The organism is Streptomyces sp. NPDC101393, from assembly GCF_044767385.1.
GTDB lineage: Bacteria > Actinomycetota > Actinomycetes > Streptomycetales > Streptomycetaceae > Streptomyces.
This window is the reverse complement of the sequence record NZ_JBIWNU010000010.1, coordinates 11,247-29,799: the sequence shown is the minus strand read 5'-3', so window position 1 is coordinate 29,799 and position 18,553 is coordinate 11,247. Positions and strand designations below refer to the sequence as shown.

General features: G+C 69.9%; 15 protein-coding genes and 2 pseudogenes. 6 read left to right on the top strand and 11 right to left on the bottom strand.

Translation table 11 applies throughout. From position 1 onward, the window contains the following. Window positions 1-551 precede the first annotated feature (551 nt). Window positions 552-1,786 (bottom strand): annotated as a pseudogene (locus tag ACIRQ7_RS29450) (PP2C family protein-serine/threonine phosphatase). Window positions 1,787-2,228: 442 nt separating this feature from the next. Here ACIRQ7_RS29450 and ACIRQ7_RS29445 point away from each other — a divergent pair. Then, the gene (locus ACIRQ7_RS29445) at window positions 2,229-2,624 is read left to right on the top strand and encodes a DUF6355 family natural product biosynthesis protein (protein WP_404265662.1); all 396 of its coding nucleotides are present in this window, start codon (window positions 2,229-2,231) and stop codon (window positions 2,622-2,624) included. A gap of 441 nt (window positions 2,625-3,065) precedes the next feature. On the opposite strand, the gene ACIRQ7_RS29440 is transcribed toward ACIRQ7_RS29445, so the two are convergent. Continuing rightward, window positions 3,066-3,464, bottom strand: coding sequence for a hypothetical protein (locus ACIRQ7_RS29440; protein WP_404265661.1), 399 nt, complete (start codon window positions 3,462-3,464; stop codon window positions 3,066-3,068). A gap of 480 nt (window positions 3,465-3,944) precedes the next feature. After that, window positions 3,945-4,418, bottom strand: coding sequence for an ArsI/CadI family heavy metal resistance metalloenzyme (locus ACIRQ7_RS29435; RefSeq protein WP_404265660.1), 474 nt, complete (start codon window positions 4,416-4,418; stop codon window positions 3,945-3,947). Window positions 4,419-4,542: 124 nt separating this feature from the next. Here ACIRQ7_RS29435 and ACIRQ7_RS29430 point away from each other — a divergent pair. Continuing rightward, a pseudogene (locus ACIRQ7_RS29430) lies at window positions 4,543-4,909 on the top strand (arsenate reductase ArsC). Between the two features lie 330 nt (window positions 4,910-5,239). Here the strand turns inward: ACIRQ7_RS29430 and ACIRQ7_RS29425 are convergent. Next, entirely contained in the window at window positions 5,240-6,337 is a 1,098-nt protein-coding gene (locus tag ACIRQ7_RS29425) for a PP2C family protein-serine/threonine phosphatase (protein ID WP_404265659.1), read from the bottom strand. A 177-nt stretch (window positions 6,338-6,514) separates the two neighbouring features. Next, the gene (locus tag ACIRQ7_RS29420; RefSeq protein WP_404265658.1) at window positions 6,515-6,976 is read right to left on the bottom strand and encodes a MarR family winged helix-turn-helix transcriptional regulator; all 462 of its coding nucleotides are present in this window, start codon (window positions 6,974-6,976) and stop codon (window positions 6,515-6,517) included. A gap of 80 nt (window positions 6,977-7,056) precedes the next feature. Between ACIRQ7_RS29420 and ACIRQ7_RS29415 the strand changes: the two genes are divergently transcribed. Further along, window positions 7,057-7,428: a VOC family protein gene (locus tag ACIRQ7_RS29415; protein ID WP_404265657.1), complete on the top strand. Its 372-nt coding sequence runs from the start codon at window positions 7,057-7,059 to the stop codon at window positions 7,426-7,428. A 98-nt stretch (window positions 7,429-7,526) separates the two neighbouring features. Here ACIRQ7_RS29415 and ACIRQ7_RS29410 read toward each other — a convergent pair whose 3' ends face one another. Together ACIRQ7_RS29410 and ACIRQ7_RS29405 are read right to left on the bottom strand one after the other, a co-directional pair. Continuing rightward, window positions 7,527-7,742, bottom strand: a complete 216-nt coding sequence (locus ACIRQ7_RS29410; RefSeq protein ID WP_404265656.1) for a hypothetical protein — start codon at window positions 7,740-7,742, stop codon at window positions 7,527-7,529. Window positions 7,743-7,920: 178 nt separating this feature from the next. Beyond that, window positions 7,921-8,310 (bottom strand): HGxxPAAW family protein, encoded by a 390-nt coding sequence (locus ACIRQ7_RS29405; protein WP_404265655.1) that lies wholly within the window; start codon window positions 8,308-8,310, stop codon window positions 7,921-7,923. A gap of 93 nt (window positions 8,311-8,403) precedes the next feature. On the opposite strand from ACIRQ7_RS29405, the gene ACIRQ7_RS29400 reads away from it, so the two are divergent. Next, entirely contained in the window at window positions 8,404-8,886 is a 483-nt protein-coding gene (locus ACIRQ7_RS29400; protein WP_404265654.1) for a MarR family winged helix-turn-helix transcriptional regulator, read from the top strand. A 200-nt stretch (window positions 8,887-9,086) separates the two neighbouring features. Here ACIRQ7_RS29400 and ACIRQ7_RS29395 read toward each other — a convergent pair whose 3' ends face one another. Continuing rightward, window positions 9,087-10,346: an epoxide hydrolase family protein gene (locus ACIRQ7_RS29395; protein ID WP_404265653.1), complete on the bottom strand. Its 1,260-nt coding sequence runs from the start codon at window positions 10,344-10,346 to the stop codon at window positions 9,087-9,089. 1,104 nt (window positions 10,347-11,450) lie between these two features. Here ACIRQ7_RS29395 and ACIRQ7_RS29390 point away from each other — a divergent pair. After that, window positions 11,451-12,152: a FadR/GntR family transcriptional regulator gene (locus ACIRQ7_RS29390; protein WP_404265652.1), complete on the top strand. Its 702-nt coding sequence runs from the start codon at window positions 11,451-11,453 to the stop codon at window positions 12,150-12,152. Between the two features lie 136 nt (window positions 12,153-12,288). Here ACIRQ7_RS29390 and ACIRQ7_RS29385 read toward each other — a convergent pair whose 3' ends face one another. Then, window positions 12,289-14,148: a GMC family oxidoreductase N-terminal domain-containing protein gene (locus ACIRQ7_RS29385; RefSeq protein WP_404265651.1), complete on the bottom strand. Its 1,860-nt coding sequence runs from the start codon at window positions 14,146-14,148 to the stop codon at window positions 12,289-12,291. Then, a complete protein-coding gene (locus tag ACIRQ7_RS29380; protein WP_404265650.1) occupies window positions 14,145-15,500 on the bottom strand; it encodes a hypothetical protein in 1,356 nt (451 codons plus the stop codon). The genes ACIRQ7_RS29385 and ACIRQ7_RS29380 overlap by 4 nt, the downstream gene beginning before the upstream one ends. Before the next feature lie 610 nt (window positions 15,501-16,110). Between ACIRQ7_RS29380 and ACIRQ7_RS29375 the strand changes: the two genes are divergently transcribed. After that, window positions 16,111-16,608 carry a MarR family winged helix-turn-helix transcriptional regulator gene (locus ACIRQ7_RS29375; RefSeq protein ID WP_404265649.1) on the top strand — a complete coding sequence of 166 codons (498 nt, stop codon included), beginning with the start codon at window positions 16,111-16,113 and terminating at the stop codon, window positions 16,606-16,608. Between the two features lie 157 nt (window positions 16,609-16,765). Here the strand turns inward: ACIRQ7_RS29375 and atpD are convergent, their stop codons facing one another. After that, the gene (gene atpD / locus ACIRQ7_RS29370) at window positions 16,766-18,184 is read right to left on the bottom strand and encodes a F0F1 ATP synthase subunit beta (protein ID WP_404265648.1); all 1,419 of its coding nucleotides are present in this window, start codon (window positions 18,182-18,184) and stop codon (window positions 16,766-16,768) included. Window positions 18,185-18,553: the final 369 nt, after the last annotated feature.

Below are 18,553 nucleotides of genomic sequence, written 5' to 3'. Positions count from 1 at the left end.
GCGTGGCACCAGGACGGGAACACGGCGAGCACCGCGGCGGCCGGTCAGGCGTAATGGCGGTAGAAGGCCTGGGCGACGCAGGCCGGCTTGGCACTGCCCTCGACCTCGACGGTGAAGGTCAGCGGCATCTGCACGCCGTTGCCCTTCACCTCCTCCACCCTGCCGACGACACCGTGGAGGCGGATCTTCGCACCGACCGGGACGTGGCCGGCCTCGGGGACCTCCCGGTCCCCGTCGAACCGGTCCGGGGTGCCGAGCTTCGGCCGGCGGTAGACGCGGTGACGATGTCGATCACGGCACCGTCCAGCCGGACGAGCATGATCCCGAGACCGCGGCCTGGGCGGACGGGAGGCCAAACACCCAGCCCACTCCCCCGGCCAGGCCCTGACACAGGAACAGGCAGGCATCTTGGTGACACGCAACCCCAGGCGCCTTGGACGCCTGACACCCCACCCGCCGGCACCACACCCCCACTCGCGCCAACCTGCGCACCAGATGCCCAACGGCCGACGTCGTGCGGGCTTGTCACCGTCGCGCCAGGCGCCACCGGCTCAATCGACGAAGGCCAGATGATCGGCGTCCCCACCGCGCCACTCGATGAGGAAGATGGTCGCGTCGTCGCTGGTGATGCCGCCCCGCCCCTGTTTCAGGGCGTAGGAGAGCGCGCGCACCACCGGCCGCACCGCAGCGTGCTCACGGACGGCGCGGTTGGTCAACTCGATGAGTTGCTCCTCACCGAACTGTTCCCCGCCTGTTTGGTGTTCCTCGATCAGGCCGTCGGTGAAGCACAGCAATCGGTCCCCCGGCTGCAGCACCCGCTCGCTGACTTCCGGCTCCTCGCCGCCGAAGCCGACCGGCAATGTGGTTGGGCTCTCCAGATGATCCACCACAGCACGGTTACGGATCAGCAGTGGTGCCGGGTGTCCGGCATTGACCCATTGCAGCCTGCCCGTGGCGATGTTCAGACACATCATCTGCGCGGTGACGAAGTGGTCGTGGCCGAACTGCTCGTTGATGGCCTTGTCCATGAACGCATACACCTGGGACAGACCGGTGTTGGCCCGCCGAGCGTGGCGGTAGGCGCCGATGGCCACCGTCGCCATGGTCGCCGCGTCCAAGCCGTGGCCCATCGCGTCGATCATGGCCATATGAAGGATGTCGCCGTTGAGGGCGTAGTCGAAACTGTCGCCGGCCACCTGGTACGCGGGCTCCAGGATTCCGGCCACCTCAACCTGCGGAACGGTCATCGACAGCGGAGGCAGCAACGGCCACTGGATCTCTGCGGCCACGCTCATCGGGGCGCTGCGTCGGCCTGGAAGAACAAGTCGGTGTAGGCGTCCTTGGTGACAATCATGTCCGCGACCAAACCGGCAAGTCTGCGCAGGAGCCGCCGGTCGTCGTCATCCACGCTGTCCAGGGTGAGAGCCATCGCGCCGACCTGGTCACTGCCGTCCAGCAGCGGCACATACATCCGCACGCTGCCGTCCTGCGGCACCTCAACCGTTCTGCGGCTCAGGAATGCCTCACCGGCGGGTGAGTCCTCAACCGGCTCGGGGTGACCGACCGTCAGCCCTCGGCCCGGAAGCGGCACCAAAGGCATCTGTTCGTAGTCCTGCAAGAGGATCGACAGGTCCCGGCCACCGGCCCTGGCCACCTCTTCCGCGACGAGCGGGGCGATCAACTGCGGCGGCATCTCGTGAACCGGCCAGGGCCGATCGCCGCGCCATGCGCTGAAGCTGGCGCTCGGGCCGCTGGTTGGTCTCGCGCGCGTGATACGTCCGGCCAGGGAGCACACCTACCGGTTGATGATGAAGCTCGTGCAGCGGCTGAATCGGGCGGTACGGGCCGAGGCGGGGGGTCTCGCTGGAGACGGCGGCAGCGATGGCCGGCGGAAGCGGGCTACACGGTCAAGGACGTGGCGGTCGGGGGCGTCGCTGCGGTGATGGGGCGCGTTGGGCAGGAGGGCCGTCGCAGGGCCTGTCCGGTGAGCGCGGTGCTGGATGTGCAGGACGCGGTCATCGATGGTGTTCGCCTTCGGCGACGCCGCAGCAGTTCGGCCAGGTCCGTTTCACATCGTCGCACCACTCATTTCAGTGACATAAAGCCACATATGACGTACGTCGAGTTATGGTCTTCGTGGCGGTGAGCGACGCGCGGTAGGCGTGGTGACGCCAGGCGGAGTCCACCAGCTGGCCGTCCACCGTGATGGCTCGCCGTAAGGAGTGTTCATGAAACTCTCCCTGTTCCCTTCTCCTCGAGTCGCGTGCGCGGTGGCGTCCAGTGCGCTCATCGCGTCTGCGTTGGTGACATCCGCGGGCCCGGCCTTCGCCGGACCCGTCCGCGGTCCGGAAGCGCGGCAGGCCGAAGCGAGCTCTGCCGCACAGTGCGGCTTCTTCCGATACAGCGTCCGTGAGTCCCAGTTCGCCGCTTACGGCCACTGTGGTCCGACGACGGTGCTGATCCATGTCGACGTCCGAGGGCATGGCAGCACGAACGACTACCACCTCTGCGTCGGCCTCGGCAACACGCAGCTACCAGGTGCAGGTCCGAACTACCTCAACGCCTACTACATCGGCGGTGCCGGGTGTCGGCTCGGACATCGCTCCGGACACACGCCTCACTGACGCGGATGTGAAGGTGGCACCGCTGTTGGCCTGCGGTGTCGGATGGGGCGCGTGACTCGCTCCCCTGGTCATCATCTCGGTCGAGGCAGCCCCTGGTCGTCGACCAGGTCATGCACTTCAGCGACGCCGCGGGATCAAGCGATCCCGCGCGACCAGGGGGATGAGTCCACCCCGTAGAGCACGGGTGAAGCGCCCAGGCGAACGGGCCGCCTGCGTGCGTCGGGTGTCGCCGACCGCCGCACGCCGGCCGGCCAGCTAGCCGACGACATTCCCACGCTCGTGGCGCGTACGGGCCACGAGTACGAACGACCGGGCGAAGCAGGAGGCTTGGCCGCCGCCCGACCTCATCCGTATCGCGCCTGCCACGTTCCATTCGATCAACTCGGCGGCGCTCGGGCTCACCCATCATGCGGTCCCGACGCCGTCGCTGGCTGCGGCCCTTCACCACCGGAATTCACCGCCGTAAAGGCGCCGGTGCCACCATTCGCCATGCCACCGCAGGCGCCGGTAGGCGTGTGGGTCGGGCAGGGTCCGGCGGCGGAGTTCTGCGTCCAGACACGCCACCACGCGCCCGAGTTCGGCGCGGGACGGCTGCGGAAGCGCACGCAACGCCTCTTGCAGAACGTCCCGGGCGTTCGCCACGTCGACGAGCGATGATTCGGGATGGGGCGAGGCGGGGAAGCACAGTTCCAGATAGCGTCCGGGCTGTCGCAGGAACGCCCGGTAGTGCCTGAGCGCGGCTTCCACCGACCCGTCCCACAAGCCGTCCCACAGACCGGCCCAGGAGTCACCGTGCTCACGCTCGGTGCGCTGGATCTCGGCGCAGGTGCGCTCGGACAACCCGGGAATTCGGCAGGTCCCAGGGCTCCAGGCGGGCGGGATCGGATTTTCGGCGCGTAGCGCGCCAGGCCGTCTACGCGGCATGGGCCTTTCGGCTGGTCAGCATGGTCGCGATCATGCCGGACGGCCTGACAGCCCACAAGGCCCTGCGGACCTCACCGTCTCGCGACACACTCGCACCATCCCGATCTTGCGGGGTTGCGCTCGCCGACGTTCCACGTGTCGGACAGAGCCTCAATGAACAGGCCCCCTGCTCTGTCGCGGGTGCCCCACGTCAGCGGTGAAGCGCGGAGGGCCACCGTCGGCTGTCGTGGCTGCCGCAGCAAGTCACGGGCGGGGGTGGCCCATTGACAGGCCATCGAAGAGGAGGTCTAGAAACGGGTATCGCGAATACCCCCCGCGGCCCGCCCAGTTCCTGCTGTGACGCCGACTGCACCGCGGATCTCGACAGCGCGGAGCCGCCTTGCCGTGGCCGGCGAATCAGGTTCCGCAGGCGCAACCAGCGGCAGCCGGTGCGGGTTCGTCGGCTGGGGGTTCGCTGCGGCAGCAGGTGTCGCCGTTGCGGACGTCGCTCTTTCCCAACTGGTCGGCATCGGCCTTCACGACGTAGACCTCCCAGGGCTCCTTGCCGGGACCGTGCACCCAGACCTTGTCCTGGAGGGCATAGCAGCAGGAGGTGTCGTTCTCCTCGAAGGTCGCCAGCCCCGCGTCCTTGAGGCGGCTGATGGCGGCGGCGACCTGATCGGTGGTGTCTACCTCGACGCCGAGGTGGTCCAGGCGGGTCTCCTGGTCCGCCTCGCCCTCGATGAGGACCAGCTTCAGCGGCGGCTGGGTGATGGCGAAGTTGGCGTATCCGGGACGGCGTTTGGCCGGCTCTACGCCGAAGAGCTTGGAGTAGAACTCCACGGACCCTTCGAGGTTGGCGACATTGAGTGCGAGCTGGATGCGTGACATGACGATCTCTCCCGGTCTCGTTGCATTGATGCCTGCCTGAAACCGTCTCCGAACCCATGACTGTCCCTCGGCCTTCGAAGCCTTCGGCGCTGTCGTCTGCGTGCACAACGCCGGCCGGTCTCAGATGGCCGCCGCCTTCCTCTGCTACCTCGGTCAGGGCAAAGTCGAGGTCCGCTCGGCGGGATCCGCACCGGCCACACCGTGAATCCGGCCGTGGCGGAGGCGATGGCCGAGACCGGCATCGACATCGCCGCCGAGACGCCGAGACACCGAGACACCGAAGATCCTCACCACAGGTCGTGCAGGCGTCCGACGTGGTGATCACCATGGGATGTGGCGACGCCTGCCCGGTCTTCCCCGGAAGGAGGTACCTGGACTGGAAGCTCGAAGACCCGGCCGGACAGGGCGTGGATGCGGTCCATCCGATCCGGGACGAGATCGAGCAGCGGGTCCGGGGCCTACTGGCCGAGCTCCTGCCCAGCGAAGCCTGACCGCAGGAGGCCTGACGGCCCGCCCCTTGGGACCTTGCGAGCGGGACGAACGCGCGGCGACCCGGCCTGCTTCCGCCCCGGATACCGGCAGGTGAGCAGCGCACATGTCGCTGCGCGCTGGGGTCTCCGGAAAACCGCGCCTGGGTCCTGCGCCGTACGCAGGTGCCGTACGCAGCCGCGCACTCCCCCACCCTCGCCCCGGACGACCGGTGCCCCGCGCCCCGCGCCCGTGCCGCTCAGTAATTCCCTACGTCCTCTTCAGCAATTCCCTACGGCCTCTACGGAGGCATCAAACGGCTGCGATCTGGGCCGAGCCTTCTGCGCCGGGACCTACTCCGAGGGTTCGCGCAGGCGCACGGCGAGGGCGGCGATGTCGTCGTCCAGGCGGCCGCTGCTGTAGTGGACGAGGTCCCGGTGAAGAGCCGCGAGCAGCTCGTGGGGCGGCGTGGGGGGCTGGCGGCGCATCCAGGCCGCCAGCGGGAAGAACCCACCATCGCGGGCGCGGGCCTCGGCGACCCCGTCGGTGTAGAGAAGCAGCAGGTCGCCGGGGGCGAAGTCGAAGGTGTCGATGGTGTAGTGATCGCCCATCAGCTCCGCGAGGTTGAGCAGCGGCGAGGGGGTGGTGGGCTCAAGGGCACGGAGTTCCCCGCGGTTCAGGATCAGTGGCGGAGGGTGTCCGCAGTTGAGGATTTCGATGCGACTGCCCTCGTGCGGGATCTCGACAAGTAGGGCGGTGGCGAAGCGCTCCATCGTCCGCTCGGGGGGAAAGGCGGCGTTGTAACGGGTGCTGCTGGCGTCCAGCCGGCGCGCGATGCTGACCATGTCGGCCTCGCCGTAGGCGGCCTCCCGGAAGGAGTTGACGATCGCCGCGGCCGCCCCCACCGCGGGCAGACCTTTACCCCGCACATCGCCGATGAGCAGCCTGACCCCGTAGCGCGTGTCGACCACTTCGTAGAAGTCCCCGCCGATACGGGCCTCCGCCGCGGCCGCGAGATACAGCGACTCGATCTCGACGCTCCCGAAGCGGCGCGGCATCGGACTCAGCACCACCTGCTGGGCCGCGTCGGCGACGAGCCGCACCTGAAAGAGCGTCCGCTCCCGCTGGAGCCGGACATGACTTCCGTACGCGGCTGCCACGGTGACCGCGATGATCCCCGCGGCCGTCCACCAGGTCCCCAGACCGGGGAACACGATGCTGAGGCCGATCATCAGAAAGAGGCAGACGGTCCCGAGCAGGATGGTGGGGAGCACCGGCCACATGGCGGCGGCCAGGGCCGGTGCCGCGGGCAGGAGGCGGCTGAAGGCCACTTCTGGGGGCGTGGCGTATGCCAGGCCGGCGATGACGACGGTCAGGATCACCGGCGACAGCCGCACAAGCGTCCCCCGGCCGGGGCGACGACGGGGCCTCGGCCGTCCAGACTCGATCACACATCACAGAATATCTACGCAAAGCGAACATGGCGCCCCCGGTCGATGCCGCGCGGACCGCCCCCTGGGCCTTGACCTGCGGTTGCCGGTCCGATGCGGCCTCCTCCACCAGTGCGGCGGGACGGCGTTTCCACCCGCCCCGTCGTCGCCGGAGCGCCGTGGCGCCGGCTTGGCGGGTCAGCCCTCCAGAGCTGCTGCGATGCGGTCGAGGTCGGCGAGGAGCGCCGCGGCGCGCTCGGGCGGGACCGCTTCGACCATGCGCTGTTCGACGGCGTACACGGCGCCCTGGACGGCGGCGAGACGCGCGTGGCCCTCTTCGGTGAGGCGGGCGGGCCGGGCCCGGCCATGATCGGCGGTGGCAGGGCGGGTGAGGAGTCCCGCGTCCTGCAACCCCCGCAGGACGACGTTCCCGGACTGCCGGGTGACGAAGGTCGCGCGGGCGAGGTCGGCGTTCGACATGCCGGGGTGCTGGGCCAGCAGTTCGAGAGTGGCGTACTGAGGCACGGTCAGCCCGTGCTCGCGCACCACCTTGTCCATGGCGCCGCGCAGGGCGGCCTGGGCACGTTTGAGCAGGTACCCCACGTGGTGGGTGACGTCGTCCGCGGGACGGAACGGCTCGGTCGGCGCACTCTCGTTCATGTCAGCATTTTGACATGGTCGATTCCGGCGCTCTAGTCTCCCTATGTCAAAGTCCTGACATAGAAGAGTGAGGGGAACTCATGCCTGTCGCCATCGACGGTCCCGACTTCGTCGCCCTGCAGGTCCATGACCTGGAAGCCGCGGCGGCCTTCTGCGAGCAGCATCTGGGGCTGCGCCGGGCCGCGGTCTCGCCTCCGCATGCGGTCGTCTTCGACACCGAGCCGATCCCGTTCGCCGTCCGCGCGCTCCTCCCGGGCGTCAACGTCGCCGACACCCCACGGCCGGGCCTCGGTGTGGTGCTCTGGTTCCGCACTCCGGACGCTCATCAGCTCCACGACCAGCTCCTCGCCGCCGGCATCAAGATCCTCACGCCGATGGCGGACAGCCCCTTCGGGCCGATGTTCTCCTTCGAGGGGCCGGAGGGCTACACACTCACCGCGCACGGAGGCTGATCCACACCGCCGCCCGCCCCGGGACGGGCTCCTCCTCATTTCCCACCGGCATCCGGTTGCTGGAGGAAAGCTGAAGGAAAGGGGATGGCGCACCGCGGTCAGGCCACGTCCCGCCAAGGCAGAGGCCGGGATTCGCGCACGACCTCGGTACGCCTGGCGGCCAACGGGCCGGAGTTGCCCATACCGGCCCCGGCGGGCTGACCGGAGCGGTCGACGCGCCGGCTGGTGACGAGCCACAGAGCGGTGACGCGCGCCAGGAGGCCGGCCCGGCTGCCGGCGGCGAGGCCGATCACCGGCACGTTCTGGGCACACATCCCACCCGGCGACTCCGGCCCGGGAGATACGCCGCCCGCAGGGTCCGTTGCGGCGGCGATGCAAGGCGTGAAGACCCTGCTCCCTGGCGGTGACCACCACGGCGGCACCCCAGACCGGGCGGCGAAAGTCCGGTCCGCGTCCCGGCGTTCGGACCGCCGGGACGCGGAGTCCGGTCGCTCACGCCGCACTATCGGCGGGCTCGGGGCCCCGCGCCTCCTCCCGCGCGGCAGACGGCTCCGGCGCCGCAAACGGCTTCGTCGCCGGGGGAATCCGTCCGGCCATCCGGCAGCCCAGGCAGCCGGGGTGGCCGTTCCCGGCCGCGAGGTCGCGCGTGCGCATCGGCTGCTGCTCCCTCGGCCTGGGGCCGCTCGGTTTGCCCCAGCCGGCCAGATGCAGGGCCCACGTCAGGAGTGCCGCGACGACGCAGACGGCCAGACCTATCAGGATGCCCGCGGGTCGGCCTGCGCAGAGGGAGACGCCGATGCAGGTGGTGCCGAGGAGGGCCGCGGCGGTACCCGTCCAGCCTGCGACCGTGTGACCGAGGTCCGCATCGCCATGAGCGCTCATCGTTTCTCACTCCATCGAGGTGCCGGCGGTAAGCTCGGGACAGGGAAGATTTATCTCACGAGCTAATTTACTTAGATGCTAAGGAGAATCTGCGTGATGGGCAAGCCCCGCCCCGCGGCATCGGCAGAGCAGGCGCTGCAGCACATGGACCAGTTCGTCTCGCTGGGCCTCATGGGCCAGCACCACGCCGCCGAGCTACTGGGGCTGAACGTCACCGATCTGACCTGCCTCGGGCACATCATCGGCGCGGGAGCGAAGGCACTGACGGCGGGTGAGCTGGCTGAGCGAGCCGATCTGACCACCGGCGCGGTGACCGGAGTCCTCAATCGCCTGGAGCGCGCCGGCTACGCCGTCCGGCGTCCGGACCCGGCCGATCGCCGGCGCATCCGCATCGTCGCCGACGAGGCCGCCGCGGCGCGCGTCATCGAGGTGTACGAGCCCTTCTACCGACGTCTGACGGCGTTGTTCGCCGACTACTCCCCCGACGAGATCGCCGTGCTGGCCGACTGGTTCACCCGGGCCACCACGGAGATGCGCGCCCACCTCGAAGAACGAGCGGACGCCGGCAAGGGGTGACGGGAGCGGAGACGGCTCGGGACCGGTGTCCGACGACCGGCGAACCGCCACCCGCACCCGGCGGCGCGTCAGACAACTCGTTGGGAGGCCGGCTCAGCAGACGGCGTGGCGGGCGGCGCGGGTCGGGCAGCCGACGCGCCCGCTCCCGCCACACAACGTTCGGGCTGGCCCGTTGCCGCCGGACGAGCCCGCAGGGTCGTTCAGGGCCTGCGGCCGTGGAAGGTGCGGCGCAGGTCGTTCACCCAGGCGTCGGGGTTCTCCCAGGGGATGAAGTGGCCGCCGTGGTCGTGGGCGTTGACGTTGACGTGGTGAAACCAATCGGCCTGCGGGCCGGCCTTGAAGGCCCGGACGCGCTCGTCGGCGGTGTGGATGCCGGGCGGGTTCTCGTACGTGACGAAGGTGAGGCCGACCGGGGCCTGCACGACCGGGGTGCGGTCGTGGGCGGGGGCCCAGGGGTAGCGGTTGGCGTTGGCGTAGTAACGCATCGACGTGGCGATGGAGTTGTTCACCCAGTAGATCGTGGCGTGGGTGAGCAGGTCATCCTTGGTGAAGACGGACTCGACATCGCCGCCGTTGTCGCTCCAGGCCTTCCAGCGCTCCAGCAGCCAGGCGAGCAGTCCGGCGGGTGAGTCGCTCAGCCCGTGGGCCAGGGTGGCGCCGTCGAGCATGTGCACGGCGAGGTGGGACGCCGAGCGGTGGTCCAGCTCGATGATGCGGGCGCGGACGTCGGCGGGCTGGTCGTCGGTGAGGGGCCGGTTCCGGGCGAAGTCCCAGGCGCGGGGTCCGGTGAAGAAGTCGAGCGGCAGTCCGGAGCCGATGTGGATGCCGTACAGCTCGTCGGCGTACTTGTGGCCGAGCTGGCTGGAGACGATCCCGCCGATGTCGCAGCCGCCGGCCGCGTACTTCTCGTATCCCAGGGTCTCGGTCATCAGGGTGTGCCAGAGGTCAGAGACCTTCCAGAAGTTGATGTCTGAAAAGCCGGTGAGCGGTCCGGGGAAACCGAAGCCGGGCAGGGACGGCACGATGACGTCGAACGCGTCGGCGGGGTCACCGCCGAACGCGGCCGGGTCGGCGAGCGGGTCGATCACCTTCGACCAGTGCCAGAACGTCCACGGCCAGCCGTGGGTGAGGATCAACGGGATCGGGCGGGGGCCGCGGCCGGGCTTGCGCATGAAGTGCACGGGGACGCCGGCGACGCTCACCTGGTAGTGCTCGTAGACGTTGATGGCGGCCTCGGCCTTGCGCCAGTCGTAGTCGTCCCGCCAGTAGGCGACCAGCTCACGCAGATAGCTGTCCGGGACGCCGTAGGACCAGTCCCCTTTCCCCTCGTCACTCCCCTCGTCATTCTCCTCGTCCGCCGGCGGACGGGTCAGTGTGAGACGGGCGCGCAGGTCGTCGAGGACCTGGTCGGACACGTGGATCGGGGTGGGCTCCAGGGGGAAGGCGTGCGGGGTGGTCATGGCGTGGTTCCTTCGGGGTGAGGGAAGCGGTGTCGTCGGCCTGTTGGGTGGTTGGGCGGGGCGCGGAGCCATTTCAAGGACGGCGGGCAGCGATGCGGCGAGTGCCTGGCGGTGCTGCGGGTCGAGCTGGGCGGCGACCGGGCGACCGATGCGCTCCTTTCGCCGCGATTCGACCACCTTGGCACCGGCGCGGACAGTCAACGGCTCTGACGATAGGACGTTCCCCCATCCGCCCCGGTGCGGCGTGACTCGGTGGTCGCCTGCGTCACGCCCGGCCGTCCGGCGGTCCGCCTGCGGCGATCACGATGCATGGGTCGTTGCGAACGACTGGACTTCTGAAATGGCCTCGCCTGTCAGGCCGCCGGCACGCCCCGGCACGGACACCGAGGTGAGACCTGCGCCGGCCCGGCTGATGTACGCGTGTCCGCCGACAACGGTGAACCGGTCGATGAGGTCGGCGAGTTCGCCCCTCCCGGCCGGGTGGGCGTGGGCCTAACCTGGGATGACAGGGCAGAAGACGCTAAGGGGGAGGCGGCATGCCTGAGTGGGCTCTCGCGATACTTATTCCGGTCGGTCTGCTGGCTGTGGGCCTGGGGACGTTCTTGGTCTGGGCCCGACTGGGGACGAAGGAACCGTTGAATCACGACAACCCGATGCCGGAGACCCATTTTCGACAGGGTGATGGTGCGGGCGGTGGCTGACCGGCGGCGTCCGGCACGGCACGGCCGGCCTTCGTCGTGGCCGAGCAGGCCGAAGCGGGCGGCCGAGAACGTGTCCGGGTCAGCCACGCCGCCATCGACACGGCGCAGGACTCCGGCGCCGCCGGGCTGACGCACACCGGCGTCGGCAGAAGAGCTCCATCGGGCTGAGCAACGCCTTCATGCATCAGACCTGAGAGGGGATTCCGGCAGGGACTCCGGCAGGCCCGGAGCCGCTCGGCCAAGGTCCGTCACCGCCGTGGCGGGCCTTCGTCGAGCGCAGGCGCCAGGCGCGGCGGATCAGGTATGCCGAGTGAGTTGACGGACCGCGGCGTCATTGCTTCACTACGGATGCCCAGTGGCTGAGCCACTGATTCAGTTGGCCGGACTTCCCTGGAGACTTCCCATGCGTGACGAGACCATCGCACGTCAGTCGGTGGTTGACCTTCTGGAGGCACGACTCCGCGACGACATCCTGGACGGTACGCACCGACCGGGGTCGCTGCTCCCTCCGGAACGCGATCTCGCCGCGCGGTACGGCGTCACCCGTACGACGCTCAAGCACGCGCTCACCCGCCTGGAACAGGCCGGCATGCTGCGTACCCGGCACGGTATCGGCACCAAGGTCCGGGACATCTTGAAGGTCGGCGGCGCCGAGCTGCTGCCGATGCTGGTCGGGCGGGACAGTGCCTGGCTCGCGGAGATTTTCGAGGCCCGCCGGCACATCGGCGCCCTCATCGCCCGCCGCGCCGCCACCCGGCGCACCGATGCGCAGGCGCGACGGCTGTCCGCGCTGCTGGTGGCGGTGGCCGAGGCGGCAGACGGCAACGCCGCACAGTTGGCCGATGTCGAGGTGCACCGGGAGCTCGCCCGCGCCACCGGCAACAGGGTGTACCTGCTCCTCACCAACACGTTGTTCAACGCCTACCTGCCCGTGCGGCTCAGCCTGCGTGCGCCCTTCGAGCAGCCCGCCGAGGCCGCCGCCCGGATCGCCCCGCTCGTGCAGGCGGTGGTGGACGGCCGGGCGGCGGACGCCGAGCGCGCTGCCGAGTGCTATCTGCGTGCCACGGAGGAGCAGATGCTGCGTCCTCTGAAGACCACGCGCTGACGGGCACGGCGTGACGGGCGCGCTGCCCGTACGCCCACCCCAGGGCGATCGCCCTGTCATCCGGGCGGTGCGGCGGGGCCGACGGATGCCCGCCGCGGGCAGCTTTCGGTGCGCGCGGCGGGCTTCCGTCGGCCGGTCAGGAGCCCCCGGCCTCGACCACTGCGTTACGGCTCACGGCGAGCGCGGCCGCCATGATGGAGAGCTGCGGGTTCACCTCCGGGCAGCTGGGCAAGGCCGATCCGTCGGCGATGAGAACGCCGGCCGTCCCCCGGAGCCAACCGTCCTCGTCGGCAGGGCACACCTGCGCGTCGGTACCCATAGCGACGGTGCCGGTGGGATGGAAGGCGGACAGGTGCAACTGCCGGGCCGAGAGTGTCCGCACCGTCTCGTCGAGTTCCTCCGCCGACCGGACCCGCGGGGCGGTGGGAACGCCCGTGAGGACCTCCTCCGCGCCGGCGGCGAACAGCAGCCGGCCCATCGCGCCGACCGCCCTCAACAGGCGGTCCCCGTCCCGCGGGTGGAGGCCGTACCGGATCAGTCCGCGACCGCCCACCCTGCCGGAGGGACGGTCGGCGACCATCGCTCCGAGAGTCGCCAGGGAGCCCGCTTCCGCCAACTCCCCGCGGAGTTCCCGGCCGAGGCCGGGCAGGATGAACGAGCTCATGCCCGGCGGCCCGCCGGTCGCCTCGATGAGGATCCCGTCGCTGTGCAGTTCCTCGACACCGACGCTCTGGAGCACGCCCCGCCACGACTCGACGGGCTCCGGAAAACGGCCGGCGACACTCGTCGCGGGGTGAATGGCCAGATTGCGTCCCAGCCGTGGGTGGCGGGCGAGCCCGGAACGCCAGAGCAGGGGCGGAGACTGCAGGGCGCCCGCCGCCACCACGACCAGCGGGGCGAGGATTTCGCATTCGCTGCCGTCCGGGCGCCGGACGACCACACCGCAGGCCCGCGGACCGCCCGGCCGGTCCCGCTCCGTCAGGATGCGCAGCGCCCTGGCGCCGGTGACGATCCGGGCGCCGGCCCGGCACGCGTCGGGGAGCACGGAGAGCTGAACGCTCTGTTTGGCGCCGGTCGGGCAGCCGACCACACATTGGCATGAGCCCTTGCAGCCGGTCGCGTTGCGCCGTAGCGGCGCGGCCTGCCATCCGAGACGTTCTGCTCCCCGCAGGGCGGTGCGGCCGTTCGTACCCAGGAGATCAATGGGCGGCGTGGCCACCTGCAAGGTGCGCTCCACCTCGTCGAGGCAGGCGCCGAACGCCGCTTCGTCGGCGATGCCGAGGCCGAAGGAGTCGCGCCAGCGGGCCAGTACGTGGCCGGGCGTGCGGTAGCACGTCCCGGAGTTGACGACGGTGGTGCCGCCGACGGCACGCCCCACAGGGAGCAGGACCGGCGGATTGCCGACGGCGAAGGTGGCGCCCCCGTCGCGGTACAACTCCCCGAACCGGTCGAGGGGCACCCGTCGCGCGAAGTCCGCGGTGGTGTGCCGCTGCCCCTCTTCCAGCACGATCACCCGTAGACCGGCGCGGGCGAGGGTACGCGCGGCCACCGCCCCACCGGCGCCCGATCCGATCACCACGGCATCCGCGGTCGAACGGTCCGGCCACTGGTCCGACGCTACGCAGTCCAGCGGCGGGTCCTCCGGAGCTCCGGCGTCGGAGGGGGCGGCGGGCGTCTGGTGGAGCATCCGTGCCGTTCCCGCGGCCAGCAGGACCGGCATCTTCAACACGTCGAACTGCGCCAAGAGTCCGGGACGGCTGCTGATCGAGGCGAGCAGGTCCTCCCGCTCGGCGGGCAGCATCCCACTGAGCCCCCGGCCGGTCCGCAGGACGGCGTAGGCGTCGACGGCCGAGGCGGCGCCGTGGACCGCCACGCGGGCCGCGGCCGGCATCCGCTCCAGCAGAGCGGTGAGCCGCGCGGGCACCGAAGCCGCCCACGGCGCGTCACCGTCCTCCGCCAGCAATGCGGCGATCAGACCCTCCAGTGCGCGGCTCATCGCTCCCCCACCTCGGCGTGCGCGGTCCCGTCCAGGCTCCAGGTGGCTTCGGTGCGCCAACGGCCCCACCAGCGCTGCAGTACGACGCGTGCGTGCGAGGTCTCGCTGTTGCGGCACACCGCGGTGCTGCCGTCCGGGTCGGTGTACTCCAGGGCCAGCGTCCGGTTCTCCGGTTGGGTCACCAGGACCCGGATACGACGCAGCCCGGACCGCCCGGTGACCGTCCATGACGGCAGTCCGATCCGGGCACGGAAGCGGCCTGCCCCCAGTCGGCCGAAGGCGCTGCGCTCCGGCGTCCGCGGCCAGGTGCGGCCGTTCCTGCGCAGTCGGAGGAAGACCGTCGGCGGCAGCCTGCGCAGTCCCGCCTTCTTCGAGACGGCGGCCACGATCTCCAGGACGTCCCCCGACCCGAGGTCCGCGTGCAGCCAGGCCCAGCGGCGGGCGTTGCCCTCACCGTAGATCCGGGCGTCGGCACCGGGTGCCGCGTCGAGGAGCAGCCGGCGTCCCTCGTGCGTGACGCTGCCGGTGTAAGTGGCGGACGGCGCGCTGACGAGGTGGGCGGCGGGCAGCAGCCCGCGCCGCCAGGCCCAGCGCGGAAAGGTGTACAGCGGGGCGCCCCCGGAGTGCTTGGTGAGGTCCCAGGCGAACGCTCCTGCCGTACCCCGCAGTCCGCTCGGGCCGGCGTCGATCCCCTCGGCTGCGAAGGACTTCGGCGGACGGTCTGCCGACTCCACCGGATCCGGTCCGAAGCGGGCGTGTTGCGGGGGTGCGTCCGGCGCGAAGAGCCCGATCCATCCATGTGTGTAGGCGGGCGACCCGTCGGACGGCGCGGTCAGTTCGTGGTGCAGCCAAAGGCCCGTGCCGGTGGCCGGATCCGTCATGGTCGTGTACCAGACCTCGGTCCGGTCGGGTTCGCCCGCCCAGCGGCGGGCGTACAGGGACGCTGGAGCGTCGTCCCGTTGGGGCCATCGGAAACTCGCCACGAACGGCACCAGCGCACGCGCCACTTCGAACCGCAGCACACCGTGTCCGACCTCCGTCCCGCCGTCCAGCAGCACGAACGGAAGGACCGTCAAGGACGCCAGTGGTCTGCGGGGGGAGACGGATTTCCAGCCGTCGAGCGTGTAGTGGCGTCCGTTCGCGGTGAACCGCATGCGGTAGCGGATACGGCGCCGGGCCAGCGGCGAGATCTCCATCTCCCCGCGCACCGGCACGTCACCCGGGAAGCCCTCGATCCGGACCCGCCCGTCGATCCGGCCGTCCGTCGTGCGATGCGGCAGCAACATCCGGTCGGTGCGCACCGCGAGGTCGAACCGGATCCGGCGCCCGGCGGACTCGCCAGCGAGTCGCACCGAGCCCCTCATGGTTTCCCTGAAAGCCGTCGACCGGCCACCCATCGCCTTCCTCCGCTTCCTCTGCGTCCCGTTCCTCTGTGTCCCGGTGGGATATCCAGCGCACTCCGCCGCTCACCGAACTTCGCCCAGTGGTCCACTGGCTGAGCCACTCAACCACCAGGGAGATGTTCCTGACAAGACACAACCGGAGCCGTCCTCACCACAGCGCCACGAGGTGAGGGTTCGAGCGCGGCCCCGCCGACGCAGGTGGACGACCCTCGGATCGCATGCACCGCCGTCTGCCACACGTCCTCGCACGAGGGCAGGCCGACGCGGGCGAGGCGACCGGCCGCACAAGGCCAACCACCGCCCATGGAGGGGCAATTGACCGCCGTGCACGAGTCCTGAGCGCCCCACCCACGCGATCGAACGGCAGCCCGGCCGCCCCGGCGGGCAGGTGCCGTTCACCCTCCGTCCCGCGCGACGACCGACAGACCCTCGCACGGCCTCGCACCGCCTCGCCCGCCCCCTTGACCGACCTAGGGCCTCGCGGACACCGCCGCTCACGGAGAGCCCCTAAGCACAACCACATTTGCGCAACCAGAGTTGGCGAAGACACAATGGCGATATGCCGGAACCCTCTCCCCCTACCGTTGCCACCGACGAACTGGACGTCGGCAGCCTCGCGCTCTTCGTCGGCTTCGCCGCCTCCCACCTGGTGCAGGAGCAGCTCACCGAAGAAGGCTTCGGCGACCTCCGCTTCTCGCACGGCTATGTCTTCCAGCACCTCGTCAACGACGCCCGGCCGACCGTCGGGGAGTTGGCCGCCAAGCTGGACATGACCCAGCAGGGCGCTTCCAAGGCCGTCGTCGAACTCGAACGCCTCGGGTACGTCGAGCGCATCCCCGATCCGCAGGACGCCCGCGCCCGCCGCGTGGTGCTCACCGCCAGTGGCGACAGGGCGGTCAGCGCGGCGCGGCGCGCCCGAAAGACGCTCGACGAGCGCCTGGCCGCACGGTTCGGAGCCGACCGGCTGACCGAACACCGTGCGCTGCTCGCGCAGTTGCTGGACGAACTCGGTGGCGCGGCGGCCGTCCGGCGCCGCAGCGTCCGGCCGCCCGCCTAGGGAGTGAGGCCGACATCATCCCCAAGGTGCCGGCGCCCTTGTTCAGCGTGTCGTGTGCGACCGGCCGGCGCAGCACCGACGGCCCCCTCCCTCGAACATCACGCCTCCGCCGGTGCGCGCCGGAGCGGGCGATGGCCCGGCCAGGGGCGGGCCGCCTTCAGAGCAGCGCTTTGGCGTTCCGTTCAAGGTCCTCAATGCCGCCGCACAGGAAGAATGCCTGCTCGGGAAAGTGGTCGTACGCCCCGTCGGCAATGGCATTGAAGGCATGGATCGACTCGTCCAGCGGGACGGTCGAACCATCCATGCCGGTGAACTGCTTGGCGACATAGGTGTTCTGCGACAGAAAGCGTTCGATTCGACGGGCTCGGTGGACCGTGATCCTGTCCTCTTCGCCGAGCTCTTCGATTCCCAGAATCGCGATGATGTCCTGAAGGTCCTTGTACTTCTGCAGAATGCTTTTGACGCGTGCGGCGCAGTCGTAGTGCTCCTGCGATATGTAGCGCGGATCCAGAATGCGGGACGTGGAGTCCAGCGGGTCCACCGCCGGGTAGATGCCCTTCTCCGAGATCGGGCGGGAGAGCACCGTCGTGGCGTCGAGGTGGGCGAAGGCCGTGGCCGGAGCCGGATCGGTCAGGTCGTCGGCGGGGACGAAGATCGCCTGCATCGACGTGATCGAGTGCCCGCGGGTCGAGGTGATGCGCTCCTGCAGCATGCCCATCTCATCGGCCAGGTTCGGCTGGTACCCCACCGCCGACGGCATGCGGCCGAGCAGGGTCGACACCTCGGAGCCGGCCTGGGTGAATCGGAAGATGTTGTCGATGAAGAACAGCACGTCCCGGCTCTGGACGTCACGGAAGTACTCGGCCATGGTGAGGCCGGCCAGCGCGACGCGCAGACGGGTGCCCGGCGGCTCGTCCATCTGACCGAAGACCAGCGCGGTCTTGTCGATGACGCCCGACGCGGTCATTTCCTCGATGAGGTCGTTGCCCTCACGGGTACGTTCACCAACACCGGCGAACACTGACACACCGTCGTGATGGCTGGCCACGCGGTAGATCATTTCCTGGATGAGCACCGTCTTACCGACACCGGCACCGCCGAACAAGCCGATCTTGCCGCCCTTGACATAGGGGGTCAGCAGATCGATGACCTTGACGCCGGTCTCGAACATGTCGGTTTTCGATTCGAGTTCGTCGAACCGGGGCGGGTGGCGGTGGATCGGCCAGCGCTCGACGGTGTCGGCGGGCTTCTCGGTCTCGTTCAGGACATCACCGAGCAGGTTGAACACCTTGCCCTTGGTGAAATCGCCGACCGGGACCGTGATCGGGGCACCGGTGTCGATCACCGGAGCCTGACGGACCAGACCGTCGGTGATCTGCATGGCGATGCACCGCACCACGCCGTCCGCCAGATGCTGGGCCACCTCAAGCACCAGAGTGCGCCGCTCCCCCGCGAAATCCACGTCCACATGCAGCGCATGATGGATTTCCGGCAGCGCGTCCGGGGGGAATCGCACGTCCACGACGGGCCCGAGCACACGGGCAACTCTGCCGGTGACGTGGGTGGCGGTAGCCATGAGAGGGCACTCCTCGCTGTCACGGACGGGGCGGGCCCCATCGCGGTCAATTTCCCACAACCTTAGTTGCACAACTTCAGATTCTCAACTTTAGTTGTTTACTCTCGCGAGGGAGGGAGGCTCGGGAGGGAGGAGAGACGGACGGCCTCTTCGACCGGTTCGGGGACAGCTGCACCACAGGCCAGGGCTGCTCGATCCCGCCTGGGGGACCGGGGGGACCGGACGGGGGCAGCTTCATGATCCGAGTACCGAGACCGTCGGCACGCCTGGAGGACACCACCTTGGACACCGCTCCAGGCTCCGCCCCAGACTCCACCCCACAGTCCGCGAGCCAGGTATGCCCCCGAGCTCCGAAGTGTTTCCCCGTCA